The sequence below is a fragment of the Massilia antarctica genome (assembly GCF_015689335.1).
Classification (GTDB): domain Bacteria; phylum Pseudomonadota; class Gammaproteobacteria; order Burkholderiales; family Burkholderiaceae_D; genus Telluria_A; species Telluria_A antarctica.
Map to the genome: position 1 here is coordinate 3,480,416 of NZ_CP065053.1, position 18,075 is coordinate 3,498,490.

17 protein-coding genes are annotated in these 18,075 nt (G+C 64.4%); 7 read left to right on the plus strand and 10 right to left on the minus strand.

Annotated elements, in window-relative coordinates; translation table 11 throughout:
- Positions 1-296 precede the first annotated feature (296 nt).
- A complete protein-coding gene (locus tag IV454_RS15665; RefSeq protein ID WP_206092183.1) occupies positions 297-1,187 on the minus strand; it encodes a LysR family transcriptional regulator in 891 nt (296 codons plus the stop codon).
- A gap of 105 nt (positions 1,188-1,292) precedes the next feature.
- Here IV454_RS15665 and IV454_RS15670 point away from each other — a divergent pair, with 105 nt between their 5' ends.
- Entirely contained in the window at positions 1,293-2,507 is a 1,215-nt protein-coding gene (locus tag IV454_RS15670) for an MFS transporter (RefSeq protein ID WP_206092184.1), read from the plus strand.
- A gap of 140 nt (positions 2,508-2,647) precedes the next feature.
- On the opposite strand, the gene IV454_RS15675 is transcribed toward IV454_RS15670, so the two are convergent.
- Both IV454_RS15675 and IV454_RS15680 read right to left on the minus strand, forming a co-directional pair.
- A complete protein-coding gene (locus tag IV454_RS15675) occupies positions 2,648-3,106 on the minus strand; it encodes a hypothetical protein (protein ID WP_206092185.1) in 459 nt (152 codons plus the stop codon).
- 144 nt (positions 3,107-3,250) lie between these two features.
- Positions 3,251-4,495: a CaiB/BaiF CoA transferase family protein gene (locus IV454_RS15680; protein ID WP_229522270.1), complete on the minus strand. Its 1,245-nt coding sequence runs from the start codon at positions 4,493-4,495 to the stop codon at positions 3,251-3,253.
- Between the two features lie 241 nt (positions 4,496-4,736).
- Here IV454_RS15680 and garD point away from each other — a divergent pair, with 241 nt between their 5' ends.
- The 3 genes from garD to IV454_RS15695 are packed head-to-tail and all read left to right on the plus strand — an operon-like array spanning position 4,737 to position 7,985.
- Complete coding sequence (garD, locus tag IV454_RS15685) at positions 4,737-6,287, plus strand: galactarate dehydratase (RefSeq protein ID WP_206092186.1); 1,551 nt, start codon at positions 4,737-4,739, stop codon at positions 6,285-6,287.
- A gap of 2 nt (positions 6,288-6,289) precedes the next feature.
- Positions 6,290-7,096 (plus strand): NAD-dependent epimerase/dehydratase family protein, encoded by an 807-nt coding sequence (locus IV454_RS15690; protein WP_206092187.1) that lies wholly within the window; start codon positions 6,290-6,292, stop codon positions 7,094-7,096.
- Between the two features lie 16 nt (positions 7,097-7,112).
- The gene (locus IV454_RS15695; RefSeq protein WP_206092188.1) at positions 7,113-7,985 is read left to right on the plus strand and encodes an aldose 1-epimerase; all 873 of its coding nucleotides are present in this window, start codon (positions 7,113-7,115) and stop codon (positions 7,983-7,985) included.
- Positions 7,986-8,050: 65 nt separating this feature from the next.
- On the opposite strand, the gene speD is transcribed toward IV454_RS15695, so the two are convergent.
- Genes speD through IV454_RS15720 form a run of 5 tightly spaced genes read right to left on the minus strand, consistent with a single transcriptional unit; the run spans position 8,051 to position 11,587 of the window.
- A complete protein-coding gene (gene speD / locus IV454_RS15700; RefSeq protein ID WP_206092189.1) occupies positions 8,051-8,467 on the minus strand; it encodes an adenosylmethionine decarboxylase in 417 nt (138 codons plus the stop codon).
- Positions 8,464-8,637, minus strand: a complete 174-nt coding sequence (locus tag IV454_RS15705) for a hypothetical protein (RefSeq protein WP_181002749.1) — start codon at positions 8,635-8,637, stop codon at positions 8,464-8,466. Before IV454_RS15705 ends, speD begins: the two co-directional genes overlap by 4 nt.
- Positions 8,634-10,106: a DUF4178 domain-containing protein gene (locus IV454_RS15710; RefSeq protein ID WP_229522272.1), complete on the minus strand. Its 1,473-nt coding sequence runs from the start codon at positions 10,104-10,106 to the stop codon at positions 8,634-8,636. The genes IV454_RS15705 and IV454_RS15710 overlap by 4 nt, the downstream gene beginning before the upstream one ends.
- A 10-nt stretch (positions 10,107-10,116) precedes the next feature.
- Positions 10,117-11,163, minus strand: coding sequence for an SPFH domain-containing protein (locus tag IV454_RS15715; protein WP_206092190.1), 1,047 nt, complete (start codon positions 11,161-11,163; stop codon positions 10,117-10,119).
- Between the two features lie 37 nt (positions 11,164-11,200).
- Positions 11,201-11,587, minus strand: a complete 387-nt coding sequence (locus IV454_RS15720; protein WP_063896268.1) for a DUF350 domain-containing protein — start codon at positions 11,585-11,587, stop codon at positions 11,201-11,203.
- A 65-nt stretch (positions 11,588-11,652) separates the two neighbouring features.
- Between IV454_RS15720 and IV454_RS15725 the strand changes: the two genes are divergently transcribed.
- Together IV454_RS15725 and IV454_RS15730 are read left to right on the plus strand one after the other, a co-directional pair.
- Positions 11,653-13,164, plus strand: a complete 1,512-nt coding sequence (locus IV454_RS15725; protein WP_206092191.1) for a polyamine aminopropyltransferase — start codon at positions 11,653-11,655, stop codon at positions 13,162-13,164.
- Positions 13,164-14,771 (plus strand): NAD(P)-binding protein, encoded by a 1,608-nt coding sequence (locus tag IV454_RS15730; RefSeq protein ID WP_206092192.1) that lies wholly within the window; start codon positions 13,164-13,166, stop codon positions 14,769-14,771. The genes IV454_RS15725 and IV454_RS15730 overlap by 1 nt, the downstream gene beginning before the upstream one ends.
- A 1-nt stretch (position 14,772) precedes the next feature.
- On the opposite strand, the gene IV454_RS15735 is transcribed toward IV454_RS15730, so the two are convergent.
- Together IV454_RS15735 and IV454_RS15740 are read right to left on the minus strand one after the other, a co-directional pair.
- Positions 14,773-15,513 (minus strand): substrate-binding periplasmic protein, encoded by a 741-nt coding sequence (locus IV454_RS15735; RefSeq protein WP_206092193.1) that lies wholly within the window; start codon positions 15,511-15,513, stop codon positions 14,773-14,775.
- 22 nt (positions 15,514-15,535) lie between these two features.
- The gene (locus IV454_RS15740) at positions 15,536-17,293 is read right to left on the minus strand and encodes a cation:proton antiporter domain-containing protein (RefSeq protein WP_206092194.1); all 1,758 of its coding nucleotides are present in this window, start codon (positions 17,291-17,293) and stop codon (positions 15,536-15,538) included.
- A 250-nt stretch (positions 17,294-17,543) separates the two neighbouring features.
- On the opposite strand from IV454_RS15740, the gene IV454_RS15745 reads away from it, so the two are divergent.
- On the plus strand, positions 17,544-18,026 hold the full coding sequence (locus IV454_RS15745) for a T6SS effector amidase Tae4 family protein (RefSeq protein WP_206092195.1): 483 nt from the start codon (positions 17,544-17,546) through the stop codon (positions 18,024-18,026).
- Positions 18,027-18,075 lie beyond the last annotated feature (49 nt).

The window sequence follows — 18,075 nt, forward strand, 5'->3', positions numbered from 1 at the left end:
GAACTTGGGGTTCCCGCCTCTCTAGGAACTAGTCTTTGCCGCTAATTTGAGCAGCTTTGCGACTACAAACCTCGAAACCGTCGCTCCCGCGCAGGCGGGAGCCCATAGCACCGTCGATATACGAATGTGCTATGGATTCCCGCGCGGGAATGACGGAGCTTAGGTTAGCGCCATTTGGAAGCGCCCTCGCACTTTGCACAGTTCCAAGAGATTTGAGGAGTTCCATAGAAACTGGGACCTGCGCGGGAAGTCGGTTCTGGCAATGCCAGAGACGACGGCGCTAGCGGAACGACGGTTCAAAGCGCCGCCTCTGTCGCCAACGCCAAAAACGCCTGCACCAGCGGCGCGTGCTCGCCCTTTCGCTGCGCCAGCAGCAAGGTCGTCGTCGCCGCCGCATCGAGCAAGGGCCGGTAACACACCCCATCCATCCTGATCCTCTCGAACGACCCAGGCAGCACCGACACCCCGCACCCCGCCGCCACCAGCCCGATAATGGTCGACGCTTCCCCCGCCGTCTGTTCCACCCTCGGCACGAACCCCGCATCCCGGCACAGCCTGAAGATCTGCGGATAAATCCCGGTCCCCGCGCTGTGCGGATACATTACGAACGGCAGCCCGGCCATCTCGCGGATCGCGATCGCCTTCTTGCGCGCCAGGGCCAGGCCGGTCGGCAGCACCGCCACCAGCGGGTCTTCGCGCAGCGCGGTCAAGCCGATATTCTCGGGCAGTCCGTCCTCGGGCGGGCGCACGAATCCCAGATCGAGTTCGCGCCGGGCCAGCGCATCGAGCTGCGGCACGGTGGCCATCTCGTGCAAGGTCAAGGTCACCGCCGGATACTGCTGACGGTAGCGATTGATCACATGCGCAAACAAAGGCGTGAGCGGGGTCGAGAACGTGAACCCGACGCGCAGTTCGCCCGCCTCGCCGCGCTCGGCCCGGCGCGCGGTGGCCGCGGCCTGCTCGGCCAAGGCGACGATGCGGCGCGCATCGTCAAGGAACAGGCGGCCGGCTTCGGTCAGCCTGACCCAGCGCTTGGTGCGCTCGAACAGCTGCGCGCCGACGTCCGCTTCCAGCATCTGGATGGCGTGGCTGAGTGGCGGCTGGCCGATGTGCAGGCGCTCGGCCGCGCGCGTGAAATGCAGTTCCTCGGCCACGGCGATGAAGTAGCGGAGCTGGCGAAGTTCCATGGTTGTAATCGATTTAATGTATGAGAAACGACTTAAATATATATTGGACAGTATAAAAGCGCAAACCTAAGATGACAGCAGTTTATTCAACTTGGGTTGCCCATCATGTCTTCCAGTGCCGTTGCCGCCGCTTCGTCCGCCTTCAAACGCATCAACCGCGCCATGCTGTGCGGCGGCTTTTCCGCCTTCGCGCTGTTGTATTCGGTGCAGCCGCTGATGCCTCTGCTGGCGCACCAGTTTGCGCTCACACCCGCCCAGAGCAGCTGGTCGCTGTCGATTGCCACGTTGGCGCTGGCGGTGTCGCTGGTGATCAGCGGCGCGCTGTCGGACCGCATCGGCCGCAAAAAGCTGATGACGTTCGCGCTGGTGGGCGCCGCCGGTTTCACGGTGCTCACCGCCGTTGCCCAGAACTTCGCCCAGTTGCTGGTGCTGCGCGCCTTGCTCGGGTTTTCGCTGGGAGGCATGCCGGCCGTCGCCATGGCTTACCTGAGCGAAGAAATCGAGGGGCCGTCGCTCGGCCTGTCGATGGGCCTCTACATCAGCGGCACTGCGCTCGGTGGCATGGCGGGGAGGGTGATCGCCTCCGTGGCGAGCGACCATTATTCATGGCGCCTGGCGCTGGGCTTGATGGGCGCCGCCGGCCTGTATGCCGCGTGGGAGTTCGCGCGCAGCCTGCCGGAGTCCACCAATTTCAGGGGCGGCAAACCCGGGCTGCGCGGTTTGCTCGACGGCGCCCGCACCCACTTGCGCGACGATGGCATGCCGTGGCTGTTCGCACTTGGCTTCCTGGTGATGGGCGTGTTCGTGAGCCTGTATAACTACATCGGCTACCGCATGCTGGCCGCGCCGTTCAACCTGAGCCAGAGCGCGGTCGGCGCGCTGTCGGTGTTGTATTTGATCGGGATGTTCAGCTCCGTATGGGCGGGCCGGTTGGCCGATCGCATCGGGCGCCGTAACGTGTTGTGGATGGTGATGACGATCATGCTGGCCGGGCTGGTGCTCACCCTGTCGAATCATCTGGTGCTGATTTTGGCGGGTATGAGCTTGTTCACGTTCGGTTTTTTCGGCACGCACTCGGTGACCAGCAGCTGGGTGGGACGGCGGGCCAGGGCGCCGCAAGCGCTGGCGTCGGCCATGTACCTGTTCTTTTACTATATCGGGTCGAGCGTGATTGGATCGGTGTCCGGCTTGGTGTGGAGCGCGGCCGGGTGGAACGGGGTGGTGGGCCTGCTGGCGCTGGCGCTCGGCTTGGCGCTGGCGATTGCGCTGCGCTTGCGCGGGCTGGCGCCGATTGAGGCGCTCAGTTTGAAAGCCGGGTAAGCGTGTCGTTCCCTGTGCGGGATCGCCGGTTGGGGGGATTTTTGTGGTACCTCACACTTGATCCGACGAGGGGCATATGGTGAGCGACAGCTTCCGCCCCCAAAGCCGACAATCATTTTCGTCGGCCGCAGAGGCTTAGCTTAGTCGCGCCATAGCGCCACACAATTCTCGATCTCCTCGGCGCAGCATTCCGACTCAATCTTTTCCGCCCAAGTCGTTTGAATATGGGCGAATACCGCGAACACAGCCGCCTTCTGCGAATCTGTGCAGAAATTCAGAAAACGATTGGCGGTACCATCTCGCGTAAGGTGAAGCGCCAGCTGAAACGCATACCAATCGTGAGGACGAGAATCGGCTAACGCGAATCTAGCCAACGCCGGGAAAAAGTACGCAAGTCCTTGCGGAAAACACTCAACAAGCGGATCGTATCCAATGTGTCCAACATCTTCGATCGTCAACGTCTTCGTTGTGCGCGAATGCAGAAGCCGATCGTGATCCATGCACTCCGGATCACCATCAGCTACAGTGAAATGTTCTGGACGGGCGACATCACCAAAAGCGTCATCCACAACTCTCAAGATGCCATCGTCAGAAGTCATGCTGGCTTTCATTTGATGCGAAATGGCGTATGGAATATAGGCGTCGCGGCCATTTGTCTGACCGCTTCTGGTCGATAGGGGCCGACGATAGCTCCAACTCATCTGACTGCGGTTGTCAGGTCAAGTTTGAACTATCGCAGGTAATTAAATCGCGCCTTTGGCCCTCAGCGCCGCAATCTCTTCATCGCTCCGTCCCAGCAGATCGCGCAGCACTTCATCTGTATGCTGCCCCAGCATCGGCGGCGGCAAATCGGCCTGCGCCGGCGTGAGCGACATCTTCATCGGGCTGCGCACCAGCTTCACCTTGCCCGCCGCCGGATGATCCATCTCGATCGCCACGCCGCGCGCCTTCACCTGCGCGTTCTCGAACACTTCACCGATATCGTTGATCGGCCCGCACGGCACGCCGACTGCTTCGAGCTGCGCAATCCACTCGTCGCGCGTGCGCGTCTTCACCATCTCCGCCAGCAGCGGCACCAGCACATCGCGGTGCTGCACGCGCAGCGGATTGGTGGTGAAGCGCGGGTCCGCCCCGAGGTCCGGCCGTCCGCCCGCTTCCACGAACTTTTGATACTGCCCATCGTTCCCCGTCGCGACGATGATATGCCCGTCCGCGCACGCAAACGTCTGATACGGCACGATGTTGGCGTGCGCATTGCCCCAGCGTTTGGGCGCCTTGCCGCTGTTGAGGTAATTGCTGCCCACATTGGCCAGCATGGCCACCTGCGTGTCGAGCAGCGCCATGTCGATGTACTGGCCCTGGCCCGTGCGGTCGCGGTGCGTGAGCGCGGCCAGCACCGCCACGGTGGCGTACATGCCGGTCATCAGATCGGTCAGCGCCACGCCAGCCTTTTGCGGGCCGCCCCCGGGCAAGTCGTCGCGCTCACCCGTTACCGACATCAGCCCACCCATGCCCTGGATCAGGAAGTCGTAGCCGGCGCGGTGCGCATACGGCCCGTCCTGGCCAAACCCGGTCACCGAGCAGTACACCAGGTCCGGCTTGATCTCTTTCAGGCTGTCGTAATCGAGGCCATAGCGTTTCAGCTGGCCGACCTTGTAATTTTCCAGCACCACGTCGGCCTCGCGCGCGAGATCGCGAATGATCGCCTGGCCCTCTGGAGTGGCAATATCGACCGTGACGGAACGCTTGCCGCGGTTCGCGGTCAGGAAGTAGGCCGCCTCGCTGGTGTTGTTGCCGTCGGCGTCGCGCGCGTACGGCGGACCCCAGGCGCGCGTGTCGTCACCCACGCCGGGTCGTTCGATCTTGATTACATCGGCGCCGAGATCGGCCAGGTTCTGGGAGCACCAGGGACCGGCCAGCACGCGCGAGAGGTCAAGTACGCGGATGTGGCCGAGCGCCTTGGGCATGCCGGAAAATGCTTGAGTCATTGTGTCTGCCTTGTTGCAAATCAGGCAGCAATTATATCGGCTCAAGCCCCTCTGCGGCCAAGCGTGGAACGCGGCCGGACCGCCCTGGCCGGTTTTAGCGGAAAAGTTAAATTGGTCAGACCAATAACTTGAATTGGACTAGCCGATTTTAAAGTTTGCTGGCATACTTAGCAAATCCGACCGCAAGGGCGCCCGCATTTCCTGGGCGCGCATGCGGGTGCGGGCAGACAAGGCTATCAAAATGACGATTCCGGAAAAAACACCGCTCCATATCCGCATGCACGCGGGCGACAATGTCGCCATCGTGGTCAACGACGGCGGCTTGCCGGCGGGGACGGTGTTTCCCGATGGGCTGGTGCTAGTCGACACCGTGCCGCAGGGTCATAAAGTAGCCCTGGCCGATTTTGCCGAAGGCGATGCGGTGATCCGCTACAACGTGACCATCGGTTTCGCCGCGCGCGCACTGCCCAGGGGCAGCTGGATTTCCGAAGCGGTGCTGCGCATGCCGGCCGCGCGCGAGCTCGAAGGGCTGCCGATCGCCACCCGCGCCGCGCCCGTCATGGCGCCGCTGGAGGGCTATACCTTCCAGGGCTTCAAGAACGCAGATGGTTCGGTCGGCACGCGCAATATCCTGGCCATCACCACCACCGTGCAATGCGTTTCCGGCGTGGTCGAACATGCGGTCAAGCGCATCAAGAGCGAACTGCTGCCGCGCTACCCGAACGTGGACGACGTGGTCGGCCTCGAACATAGCTACGGCTGCGGCGTGGCGATCGATGCGCCGGGCGCCGAGATCCCGATCCGCACCTTGCGCAACATCACCCAGAACCCGAACTTCGGCGGCCAGGCGATGGTGGTCAGCCTGGGCTGCGAAAAGCTGCAGCCGGCGCGCCTGTTCCCGAAAGGCTCGATCCCGATCCTGAGCGGCGCCGAACCCGCGCAGGTGTGCCTGCAGGACGAGGGCCACGTCGGCTTTCAGTCGATGATCGATTCGATCATGCGCACCGCCGATGTGCAACTGCAGGCACTGAATGCGCGCCAGCGCGAAACCTGCCCCGCGTCCGACCTGGTGGTAGGCGTGCAGTGCGGCGGCAGCGATGCGTTTTCCGGCGTGACGGCCAATCCGGCGGTGGGCTACGCGACCGATCTGCTGGTGCGCGCCGGCGCCACCGTGATGTTTTCGGAAGTGACGGAAGTGCGCGACGGGATCGACCAACTGACGTCGCGCGCCGCCAACGCGGACGTGGCCCAAGCGATGATCCGCGAAATGGCCTGGTACGACGCTTACCTGACGCGCGGCGGCGTCGACCGCAGCGCCAACACCACGCCGGGTAACAAAAAGGGCGGGCTGTCGAACATCGTCGAAAAGGCGATGGGATCGATCGTCAAGTCGGGATCGTCCGCGATCACCGGCGTGCTCTCGCCCGGCGAGAAACTCAAACAGAAGGGGCTGATCTACGCAGCCACCCCCGCCAGTGACTTCATCTGCGGTACATTGCAGCTGGCGGCGGGGATGAATATCCACGTGTTCACCACGGGCCGCGGCACGCCATACGGCCTGGCCGAATGCCCGGTGATCAAGGTCGCCACGCGCAACGACCTGGCGCGCCGCTGGCACGACCTGATGGACGTGAACGCGGGCCGCATCGCCAGTGGCGAAGCGAGCATCGAAGACGTCGGCTGGGAGCTGTTCAAGCTGATGCTCGATGTCGCCAGCGGCAGCAAGACCTGGGCCGAACACTGGAAGCTGCACAATGCCCTGACCCTTTTCAATCCTGCACCGGTGACCTGATTATGAGCAAACCATTCAAACGTATTTTGCTGACCGGCGCAGCCGGCGGCCTCGGACGCTTGCTGCGCGAGCGCGTCAAACCATGGGCTGACATCGTGCGCCTGTCCGACCTGGCCGATGTCGGCCCGGCCGGCGAAGGCGAGGAAGTGGTCCAGTGCGACCTGGCCGACAAGGCCGCCGTGATGGCGCTGATGGACGGCGTGGACGCGGTACTGCACTTCGGCGGCATTTCGACCGAAGCGCCGTTCGATTCGATCATGCAAGCCAATATTCTGGGCATGGCCAATCTGTACGAAGCGATTCACAAGTGCGGCGTCAAGCGCGTGGTGTTCGCCAGCTCGAACCACACGATGGGCTTCTACAAGACCACCGACCTGGTCGACGCCGACATGCCAACGCGGCCTGATGGCATGTATGGCGTCAGCAAGGTGTTCGGTGAATCGCTGTCGCGCTACTACTACGACCGCTTCGGCATCGAAACTGTGTGCCTGCGCATCGGTTCGTGCTTTCCGGAGCCGCTCAACCCGCGCATGATGATTACGTATCTGAGCGCCGACGACTTGGTCGAAGCGCTGCGCTGCTCGCTGTTTGCCGCGCGCGTGGGCCACACCATCGCCTTCGGCGTGTCGGACAACAAGGCCAAATGGTGGGACGACCGCAAATCGCGTCACCTCGGTTTTGTGGCCAAAGACAGCTCGACCCGGTTCGAACACATGTTCCCGGAAAACGGCAACTACGCGCCGGCAGACGACATCACCATCACCTTCCAGGGTGGCAGTTTTCTTTTGACGGGACCTCAATATAACTAGCCTGTCGTCGCTGGTTTTGCGTAACGCGCAGCTCTCCGCCGAAATCCTTCCGGGTTTCGGCGGCGCTTTGTCGCGTCTGGACTGGATCGGCGGTGCGGCGCCGGTCCCGGTGCTGCGCCCGTACGCCGGCGGCGATGCGGCGCCGCGTCCTAATCAATTGGCGTGCTTTCCGCTGGTGCCGTGGTCGAACCGGATGGCCGGGGGCTTTCCGTATGGCGGTGAGCGCTACGACATCGCCCCGAACCGTGACGGTGATCCGTTTCCGATTCATGGCGAGGGTTGGCAGCGGCCATGGACAGTGGCGTTTCAGTCGGCCAGCCAGGTGCTGCTGATGCTGGAGCGGCGCGACGGCATGCCTTTCTCGTACCGCGCTTCGCTCGACTATGCCTTGCGTGGCAATGCGCTGGTGGTGACGCTGGAGGTGACCAATACCGGTCCGCTGGCGCTGCCGTTCGGTCTGGGATTGCATCCGTGGATGCCGCGCAGTCCGGGTACGACTTTGCAGGCGGCGGCGCGCAAGGTGTGGATGGCGGGCGCGGACAAACTGCCCTCGCATGCGGAAGCGATTCCGGAGATGTGGTCGTTCGAGCGTGAGCGCGCGCTGCCTGATGGCTTGATCGACAATGTGTTCGAAGGCTGGGATGGGAAGGCGCGCATTCGCTGGCCCGAGAGCGGCTTGAACCTGGCCATCGCTGCGGATAGCGGGTACTACATCGTGTATGCACCGGCTGGCGGGGATTTTTTCTGCTTCGAGCCGGTGGATCACTTGATCAACGCGCACAATATGGCGGGAGGGCCGGCCAGGCACGGCTTGACGATACTGGCGCCCGGGCAGAGGCTGCGGCGTGTGTTCAGTTTTGCGGTCACCGGGTCCGTCATTCCCACTTAAATTTTGCCACCCCCACCGTCGTCCCCGCGCCAAGGCGGCACTCGGCGGGGACCTAAGTTCCTTCGTCAGCCTATGGCTACGGCGCGAACTTGGATCCCCGCCTGCGCGGGGACGACGGTGGTGGCCACACCTCGCTCAATGGTCTGCACCACGCGCGACGCCGGCTTGAGCGCCTGCTCAATCACCTGCAACGCCAGCTGCGGCTGCGCATCCCCGCACATGAAAATATCCGCCGCGGCGAAGCCGTACTCCGGCCACGTGTGAATCGAGATATGGGATTCGGCCAGCAGCACCACGCCGGTCACTCCCAGCGTGTCGCCGAAGCTGTGAAAATGGCTGTGCAAGATGCGCGCCCCCGCCGCTGCGGCCCCGGAGCGCAGCAGGGCGTCGATGTCCGCGGTCGCGGTCAGCAGGGCCGGATCGATGCCATGAAAATCAGCCAGCAGATGAATGCCGGCCGGGCGATGCACGGGAGCGTTCACTTGTGCCCACCGCCGGAACCGCCGCCGTAGCTGCCGCTGCCGGAGCTCCAGCTGCTGCCAGCGCGCGAACCGCTCCCGCTGTTGCCCGACGAGTCGAACATGCTGACCCAGCTGATGATGGTGGTGAGCGCCGTCACGGCAATCGCGTACATCAGATATTTTTCGTTCATTTATCGTCCTTGCCAGCCGCATTGGTAAACGCGGCTGGAATGCAAATGGCCAGCAAGGCCAGGATCAGGTACATCGCGGTCGTGCCGAAGTTAACCAGCAGCGGAATCAGATTCAATCCGAGCAGCCACCAGAAAAATTTCCCCATGGTGCCGGAGAGCGCCGAGGGCGACGGGGGCGACGCACCCTGGACCGCGTGGGCTTTGTTGGCCGCATTGCCGAACCACGCCATCACCTGGTCCTGGGCGAGCGGCGTGGAGCGCGACCACGTCATCTCTTCGCCGGTGATCTCGGCCGCCAGACTGGTCTTGCCGTATTTGAATTCCAGCACGCGGGTGCGGTCGCCGGCCGCCACCCGCCAGTTGAAGGCGCCAGCGGCGGCAACCACCGTGGCCACATAGTCGTCGATGTTTTTGTAGCCTACCTTGTCGGCGCGGGCCGCTTCGGGGTCGACAGGGTCCCAGGCCGGCCAATCGCTCATGACATCGGCGCGATACCAGCCGTCGCCGGTTTCGATCAGCCAGAAAAAATTGATGCGGGTGCTGTACACCAGGTATTCGGTCCAGCTTGGCCCGCCGCCCGGTGAGCGGATCATGGCGCCGATCACGGTGCACTCGCTGCCGTTGATATTGGCCTTGCTGCCGATTTTGATGGTGGTGCGCATGCGCTCGACCTTCTCGCCCGCGGCCAGCACGCTCGCTTTCGGTCCGGCTGCGTCCAGCTGCGCGGCGCAGGCCGGGCATACCAGGTTGGTCGCCACGCCCGGCAGGTAGGTGATCATGCTGCCGCACGAAGGGCAGTCGAGCGTATCGACCTTGCCGCGATATTTGCCGGCGCTGGCGCGGATCTGTTCATCGTCGCGCAGCAGCTGGCAGCGCATGTCGGCCAGGGTGACCGCCACCCCGGTGTAGACCACCGGCGTTTCGCCATCGGTGTAGTCGAGCGTGAGGAACAGCGGGCCGCTGCGGAAGTCGGCCACGCGGATGCGCCAGCCGGTGCCGACCCGGAACGGCAATTCGCCCTGGCCGGCGATGCATTCGCAGCTGCGCTTTTCCGACGCCAGGTAGCGCTGCTGGTCGATGCTATAGACGCTGGCCACGCGGATCGCATCGAAGGCGGGCAGGGCGCCGGCGACTTTGCGCTCGGCGGTGAGGGTGAACAGGCCGGACGAGTCGCCCAGCCAGGCGTTGCTGCCGTCGTCGTACAGCACGTACCATTCGTTCCACATGCCTTCGGCGTAGCGCAGCTGGATGCGCCCGACCACCGTGAAATTGCGTCCGCCGACGGTGCCGCTGGTGCCGATCTGGATCGGCGAATAGTCTTCCAGCACCGACGACATGGTGCCCAGGTTCTTGACCGATTCGGCATCCTTGAGCAGGGTGGCGCGACAAAATTCGCACACCGCCATGACGGCGGCGTGCGATTTGAATTGGACTTCGGCGCCGCAGCTTGGGCAGGAAACGATTTGCATGGACAGCGGCTTAGCCGATCAGTTTTCTGAGCAGCTCCGTCTTGGTGCTGTTGTAGTCGTCTTCCGAGATCAGGCCCTTGTCGAGCAATCCCTTGAGTTTGAGCAGGCGCTCCTCGATCGGGTCGACCTCCGGCACCGGCGGCTGCAAGGGCGCGGTCGGCGCCGGCGGCACCTGTGGGATCATCGAGCCGCTCATGCCCTGCGCCATGGCGTGGCCCAGCATCGCGCCAGCCCCCAGGCCCGCGCCGATGCCGGCCAGGCCGCCTTCGTTCTGGGCCGCCAGCGGGATGCTGCTGGCCACCTGGAACTGGGTGAAGCCGCTCATCTTCTCGCCCGACAGGCCGCCCTTCATGCCGGCCGAAATGCGTTCGTCGAGCGCGGCCTGCAGTTCTTCCGGCAGGCTGACGCTGGCGACGTTGAATTCGTCGAGCCCCACGCCGTAGCGCGCGAAGGCGGCGTACAGGTCGCCCTTGACCTGTTGCGCCATCAGCGCCTGGTTGGCTGCCATGTCGAGGAAGGCGATCTTGGCGCTGCCGAGCGAGGTGGCCATGGTGGCCAGGAGGATGCCGCGCAGCTGGTCTTCGACGTCGTCGCGCGTGTAAACGTCGCGCGTGCCGCTGATTTCTGTGAAAAAGGTGCGCGCATCGGCGACGCGGTAGGAATACATGCCGAAGGCGCGCACCCGGATCATGTCGAAGTCGGCGTCGCGGATCGTGATCGGCTGCGGGGTGCCCCATTTGCGGCCGGTCTGCACGCGCGTGCTGAAGAAGTACACATCCGACTTGAACGGCGAGTCGAACAGCTTGTCCCAGTTTTTCAGGTTGGTCAGCAGCGGCAGGGTGTTGGTGGTCAGCTTGTGGGTGCCGGGGCCGAAGACGTCGGCGATCTTGCCTTCGTTGACGAACAGCGCCACTTGCGACTCGCGCACATTGAGGATGGCGCCGTTCTGGATTTCGAAGTCCTGCATCGGAAAGCGCCACGCCAGCACGCCGTCGTTCTCTTCGTTCCATTGCAGGACGTCGATAAACTGCTTCTTGATGAATGAACCAAGGGACATGTCGGTCTCCGGTAGAAATGCGTTAAATGAGGGCGGGTCAGGACAGGGCGCCGGCGTTGACCAGGCCAATCGACAGCGAGATCGCGCCGAGCAGGACGCCGAAGGCCGAGTTGTCGGCCTCGATCTGCTCTTTCGACATCTTCAGCAGGCGCGTGGCGACGTAATACACCAGTATCTGGATCAGCATCGCGCCGGCCGCCCACTCAAGGAATTGGTAGTAGTCGCGCGTATGCAGCAGCGCCGAGGCGATCGCCAGCGAAAAACCGATCAGTGCACCGGCCAGCGACAGCGCGGCCGCGTGATTTCCTCCGCGGATCAGCGCCACTTCATTAAATGGCGTCAGGCGCGTATAGATGACAAAAAACGCCATGACCAGCGCAACCGCTGTTGCAAGGTGGAGCAGATAGTTTAGGATGGCGGGCACGAGGTTTCCCCATGAAAGATGGTCAGAATGGCAGTGCACGATGATCTTAGAGCAAAAAAGACGACATGACCAAACGAATTTTGATACTTTCCGTGTTCGTGGTGGCCTCTTGCGGGCTGGCCTACGAACTTATCGCAGGCGCCTTGTCCAGCTATTTGCTGGGCGATTCGATTCTCCAGTTCTCCACCATTATCGGCTGCTACCTGTTCGCCATGGGCGTGGGCGCCCATTTTTCCAAGTACATCGCCGAAGAGGACGTACTGGCGCGCTTCATCGACATCGAGCTGGCCGTGGGCCTGATCGGCGGCATATCGGCGGCGCTGCTGTTCATGACGTTTTCGTGGATGTCGGCGCCGTTTCGCACCTTGTTGTATGTACTGGTGTTCATGGTCGGCGCGCTGGTGGGCATGGAAGTGCCGCTGGTGATGCGCGCGCTGAACGCGCGCGACACCGCCTTCAATGACCTGGTCAGCCGCGTACTGACCTTCGATTATCTGGGCGCGCTGGCCGTGTCGCTGCTGTTTCCGCTGGTGCTGGCGCCTTACGTGGGGCTGGTGCGCACGGGCTTTCTGTTCGGGATGCTCAATGTCGGCGTGGGCTTCTGGACCCTGTACGTATTTCGCGCCGAACTGGCCGACGTCGGCGGACGGGTGCTGCGCGCCTGCTCGGTGATGTTCCTGCTGGTGATGGGCTTCGCCCTGTCGGACCGCATGGTGCAGTGGGGCGAGCATGGCCTGTTCGGCGACAACATCGTGTACTCCACCAGTACGCCGTACCAGCGCCTGGTGATCACGCGCTGGAAGGATGACATGCGCCTGTACATCAACGGCAACCTGCAGTTCTCCTCGCGCGACGAGTACCGCTATCACGAAGCGCTGGTCCATCCGGCGCTGCAAGCCTTGCCGTGGGCGCGCAAGGTGCTGGTACTGGGCGGCGGCGACGGCCTGGCGCTGCGCGAAATCCTGCGCTACCCGAACATCAGGGAGGTGACCCTGGTCGACCTGGACCCGGCCATGACGCGGGCATTCACCACCCGTCCGGAGCTGGTCAAGCTCAATGGCGGCTCGTTCTCCGACCCGCGCGTGAAAGTCGTCAACGCCGACGCCGCCATCTGGCTGCAGAATTCGGCCGACATGTTCGACGCGGCCATCATCGACTTTCCCGATCCATCGAGCTTCGCGCTCGGCAAATTGTATTCGGTGCCGTTCTACGGCATGGTGAAAAAGCACGTGGCGGCCAAGGGGCTGGTGGTGGTGCAGGCGACGTCGCCGTTTTTTGCGCCGCACGCCTACTGGACCATCGACGCGACATTGCGTGACGTCGGCATGCGCACCTGGCCGTACCACGCTTACGTACCGTCATTCGGCGAGTGGGGCTTCGTCATGGCCTCGCCCGAGCAGGAGTATGTGCCGCCCACCAGCTACCGGCTGCCGATGCGCTACCTGACCGAAGCGACCACGCGCGAGATGTTCGCCTTTCCGCCCGATATGCAGCGATTGGAAATGGCGCCGAACCGGCTCAATACCCAGTCGCTGGTGCACGAGTTCGAGCAGGACTGGCGCAAGGTGATCCGCTGATGGACCGGCGCTCATTCCTGGCACTGGCCGGCGGCGTGGGGGCGGCGGTGGCAAGCGCGCAGGGCTTCCGGCGCTGGCTCGACATCACGCCCACCGTGCATTACCCGGGCCGCGCCGAAGGCCACTTCTTGCGCGAGCGCGGCAAGCTGCCGGCGCCGGACGAAGTCATCGAGACCGATATCGTCATCCTCGGCTCCGGCATCGCCGGCCTGACGGCAGCGTGGAAGCTGAAGCGCGAAGGGCAGCGCAAGGTGCTCATGATCGACGGCCCGCAGCCGTTCGGGAACGCCGCCGGCGGCCATTTCGGCGAGCTGGCCTATCCGACCGGCGGCCACTATCTGCCGCTGCCGTCGCCCGAATCGGTGCATGTGCGCGAGATCCTGTTCGACCTTGGCATCATCGAGAGCGACCCGTATGGCGAAAAACCGTATTACGACGAGCGCTATGTGCTGCACGGCCCGGAAGAGCGCCTGCTGTTCAACGGCCGCTGGCAGGAAGGCTTTCTTCCGACCGAGGGGGTGGCACCGGAGGAGCTGGCCGAGCACCAGCGCTTTTTCGCCGAGGTCGAGCGCCTGCGCACCTTGCGCGGGGCCGACGGCAAGCGCGTGTTCGTGTTCCCCACCGTGGCATCGTCGCTCGACCCGGAGTTCGATTCGCTCGACCGCATCACGCTCAAGGATTGGCTGGACCAGCAGGGCTACCGCTCGCCGACCCTGCACTGGTACCTGAACTACTGCTGCCGCGACGACTACGGCACCCGCTACGATAAGGTGTCGGCGTGGGCCGGGCTGCATTATTACTGCAGCCGCTGGGGTAAAGCGGCCAATGCCGGCAATGGCGCCTGGCTGACCTGGCCGGGCGGGATGCAGGTGGTGGCCGACAAACTGGCCGCCGCGTCTCGTGTGCGGCGCCGGGCCGGTACCGCGGTGTCGCTCAAGCGCGCCGGGGCCGGCGTGGAAGCGCTGTGCTTCACCCTCGAGGGCGGCGTGGCGCGCACTGTCCTGGTGCGGGCGCGCAAGGCGATCTGCGCGATGCCGCTGTACGTGGCCGCGCGCGTGGTCGAGGACATCGGCGCGTACGGTTTCGATGCGCAGCGCCACACGCCATCGTACGCGCCGTGGATGGTGGCCAATTTCCTCATGAAGGACTTCCCGCGCGAGCTGCCGGAGGTGCCGCTGGCATGGGACAACGTGGTGTACCAGGAGCCGGGGCTGGGCTATGTGGTGTCGACCCACCAGGATATCCGCGTGGCGCCGCCCGCCAAGACCGTGTTTTCCGCCTACGTGGCGCTGTCGGACCGCACGCCCGAGGCGGCGCGCAAGTGGATGATGACGGCCCGCGCCGATGAACTGGTGGCGCTGGCCAGTGCCGACCTGAAAAGCGCCTACGGCTGGAAGTTCGCGGCCTGCGTGGAGCGGGTCGACATCACCCTGCGCGGCCACGCGATGGCGGCGCCGCTGCCGGGCTTTCGCGGCAATGCAGGCCTGAAGGCCTTGCGCGAAGCCGATGGGCCGATCGTGTTCGCGCATGCCGATCTGTCGGGCTTTTCGGTGTTCGAGGAAGCCGCGTGGTGGGGCGTGCAGGCCGCGCTCAAGGTGCTCAGGTAATTTACCGGTAGGTGGCGACGATGCGCTGCCAGGCCGGATCGTCCTTGAGCTTCTTGAGCACGGGCGCGATTTTTTCGAAGGCGGCGGCGTGGCTGTGGGGCACCAGCATGCGCCGCTCGGTGGGCGGGCTGGCCAGGATGGCCAGGTGCAGCCTGGACGACATGCCCTGCGCGCGGATGAAGTAGCGCGCCATCGATTCGGCCACGATCACGCAATCGAGGCGCCCGAGCAGCAGCTTTTCCAGGTTTTTCTCGTCGCTCGGGCCTTCGCTGCGCAGCATGCGCGAGCTGGCCAGCCAGCTGTCGATGCCGGGGTAGCTGTAGCCGAGGGTGACGCCGACCGAGGCGCCCACCAGGCCGGCCGGTGCGTCCGGGCTGACCGGTTTGGCCGCCAGCGACACAAGCGCGTAGCGGTCGGTGGAGAAGGGCGCCGACCACAGGTACTTTTTCTGTTCCACGTCATCGAACCATTCGGGCATCATGCCGATGACGATGCCGTTGATGCTGCCGTCTTCGAGCTTGACCTGCAGGCGCTTGCGCGGCATGAACTGTAGCTTGAACGTGAGGCCGCCGGGCTTGAGGCGGTTCAGGTAGCCGATCAGGTCCGGATAGATGCCGCGCCCGTCGCCCAGCATCAGCGGCGCGAAACTGGCGCTGGTATAGACGGTGACCACTTCGGCCGCTGCCGATGTTGCGAGCAGCAGCGCGCACAGGATCGACAGGCGCAGGACCAGTTTTTTCATGGGACGATTATCGCATCCCGTTTCATTGACGGGTGTGGATTTCGGCCTCCAGGGTTGCCAGGAACAGATCGCGTTCGCCATCGACGATGCGGTCGACCCGTTCCTCGTCCATCCCGAGCGCTTCGAGCACGAAGGCGGACAGCTGCAGGCTCGCTTCCAGGGTTTCGGGCACCACGATGGTGGCGCCGGCCCGTTTCAGGGCGCGCGCATGCTGTTCGTCGCGCGAGCGCACCAGCAGCGGCACGTCGGGAAATTCGCGCCGGATGCCGCGCACGGCGTGCAGGGCCGAGGCGGGATGGTCCATCGTCAGCACGATCGCCGGGGCTTCGCCCGCGTTCACGTGGCGCAGCAGCTCGGCGCGCGCGGCATTGCCGAAGTAGACCGGCAAGCCTTCGCCGTGCATTTTGGTGGCCAGGCGCGCATCGTTCTCGAAGGCGATGTAGCCGATGCCTTCGGCCGTGAGCAGCTTGGCCAGTTGCTGGCCCACCCTCCCGAAGCCGGCGATGATGATGTGGCCGCGCGCGGCGGCCAGCGCGGCGTGGCCTGGTGTGGCGGCCTGTTCGTCGTCGCGCGGCTCCCAGCGCGTGCCGATCTCGCGTCCCAGGCGCGCCAGCAGGGGCGTGACGAACAGGGACAGGCCCACGGCCAGCATGACGCGCGCGCCCAGGTCGGCGTCGACCAGTTTGCTGGCGGTGGCGTAGCCGATCACGATGAAGGCGAACTCGCCGCCCTGGCCGAGCAGCAGGCCGCCTTCGAGCGCGCGCCCCCAGCCCAGGCCGCCGATGCGGAACAGCACGGCGATGACGGCGGCCTTGATCGCGATCAGGCCGAACACGGCGCCGGCCAGCCACAGCGGAGCGTCGATGATCTGGCGCGCATCCATGCCCATGCCGACCGTCATGAAGAATAGCCCCATCAGCAAGCCCTTGAAGGGTTCGACCATGAGTTCGACCTCGTGCTTGAATTCGGTTTCGGCCAGCAGCAGGCCGGCGATCAGGGCACCGAGCGCCATCGACAGGCCCGCCGCCGCGCTCAGGCCGGCAATGCCCAGGGTGGTGAGCAGCACCAGCGCCATGAACACGTCGGGCTGGCGGTGGCGGGTGAAAATGCGGAACAGCGGGTGGACCAGGCGTCCGCCCACCAGGTAAATCAGGGCAATGGCGGCCGCGGCCTTGACCATGGTGATGGCCACCAGCGAGACGATGCCGTCGCTTTCGCCCTTGGCCATGACGCCGATCAGGATCAGGAGGGGAACCACCGCCAGATCCTGCAGCATCAGGATCGAGAAGCCGGCCTGGCCGAGCGGGGTGTTGGTGCTGTGTTGTTCGTTCATCAACTGCATGACCACGGCGGTGGACGAGAGCGAGAGCACCATGCCGAGGATGACGGCGCTTTCCGTGCGGTAGCCCAGCAGGTGGATGACGGCACCGAGCAGGGCGGCGCTGATGCAGACCTGGGCCGTGCCGGCGCCGAACACCCAGCGCCGCAGTCCCCACAGGCGGGCGGCGGACAGTTCCAGGCCGATCATGAACATCAGGAACATGACGCCCAGTTCGGCCAGGGCCACCACGCCTTCGGCGCGCGGGAAAGTGAGGTAGGCCAGCCAGGGGTGGGTGTCGGCGAACAGGCCCAGGCCGAACGGGCCGAGCAGGGCGCCGACGGCCAGGAAACCGAGCACCTGGTTGATGCGCAGGCGTTGCAAGGTTGGAATCAGGATGCCCGCGAGCGAGAGGAACAGGAGGATTTCCCTCAGGAAGGGGAAGGCGTGTTGCTCTTGCACGGGTGGAGGCCTGTCGGGTAGTTGATCGCTCTTGTCATTCTATAACAGCGGGCAGGGGCGGCGGGTGCGGTGGTGCTGCCTGAGCGCTGTGTTTGATGGGGATGGCTGAGCGTCGAACTTGGGCACCCGCCTGCGCGGGTGCGACGGGAGTGCGTGCGGGTGCGACGGGGATGAAGCTTGCGGCGGCGCAAATGGTGGGCCATTTCCGCAAGGCAATATGACTGACCTGCCGCCTCATCGGAGTTCCAGCATGAAGCCCTCGTTTTTTACCGTGCGTAACAACTACCCGGCCCGCGCGAGCGTCGACCGCGCCGCCCTGTACAAGGCGATCGGCTGGGATGCGCTGATCGAGGTGTCCGCTTACCATAATACCTGCGCCACCCGGATCAGCCTGGCGCTGGTGCGTGCCGGCATGCACATCCCGGGCCGGCTGGCCATCCTCAAGGGTGAACACAAGGGCAGCCTGATCGAACCCGGCCACGCCCGCCTGTCAATCCTGCTGCAACGCCGCAATCTGCTGGGCTTGCCGGAGGTGTATCGCGGTGGCCAGGCGCGCGAAGCCATCGGCGCGCGCAGCGGCATCGTCTCGTTCTGGCGCATCGACGGCGATGGCGGGGCGGACCAAGGGCACATCGATATCGTCTTCCCCGACCCGTGCAACCCCGCGGTGCTCAGTTGCGGCACCGAATGCTACTGGCAAGCCGCGGAGGTGTGGTTCTGGCCGCTCGCCTGAGGCAGTCCGCTTGTCGGCAGTCCGCTTGAAGGTGGTCCACGTCAAGCTT

Bases quoted from the DNA above. Each gene is read 5' to 3' on its own strand.
- IV454_RS15675 (WP_206092185.1), bottom strand. From the start codon at position 3,106: ATGACTTCTGACGATGGCATCTTGAGAGTTGTGGATGACGCTTTTGGT.
- IV454_RS15730 (WP_206092192.1), top strand. From the start codon at position 13,164: ATGGACCGGCGCTCATTCCTGGCACTGGCCGGCGGCGTGGGGGCGGCG.
- IV454_RS15710 (WP_229522272.1), bottom strand. From the start codon at position 10,106: ATGCAAATCGTTTCCTGCCCAAGCTGCGGCGCCGAAGTCCAATTCAAA.
- IV454_RS15670 (WP_206092184.1), top strand. From the start codon at position 1,293: ATGTCTTCCAGTGCCGTTGCCGCCGCTTCGTCCGCCTTCAAACGCATC.
- IV454_RS15705 (WP_181002749.1), bottom strand. From the start codon at position 8,637: ATGAACGAAAAATATCTGATGTACGCGATTGCCGTGACGGCGCTCACC.
- IV454_RS15690 (WP_206092187.1), top strand. From the start codon at position 6,290: ATGAGCAAACCATTCAAACGTATTTTGCTGACCGGCGCAGCCGGCGGC.
- IV454_RS15715 (WP_206092190.1), bottom strand. From the start codon at position 11,163: ATGTCCCTTGGTTCATTCATCAAGAAGCAGTTTATCGACGTCCTGCAA.
- IV454_RS15725 (WP_206092191.1), top strand. From the start codon at position 11,653: ATGACCAAACGAATTTTGATACTTTCCGTGTTCGTGGTGGCCTCTTGC.
- garD (WP_206092186.1), top strand. From the start codon at position 4,737: ATGACGATTCCGGAAAAAACACCGCTCCATATCCGCATGCACGCGGGC.
- IV454_RS15745 (WP_206092195.1), top strand. From the start codon at position 17,544: ATGAAGCCCTCGTTTTTTACCGTGCGTAACAACTACCCGGCCCGCGCG.
- IV454_RS15680 (WP_229522270.1), bottom strand. From the start codon at position 4,495: ATGACTCAAGCATTTTCCGGCATGCCCAAGGCGCTCGGCCACATCCGC.
- IV454_RS15735 (WP_206092193.1), bottom strand. From the start codon at position 15,513: ATGAAAAAACTGGTCCTGCGCCTGTCGATCCTGTGCGCGCTGCTGCTC.
- IV454_RS15665 (WP_206092183.1), bottom strand. From the start codon at position 1,187: ATGGAACTTCGCCAGCTCCGCTACTTCATCGCCGTGGCCGAGGAACTG.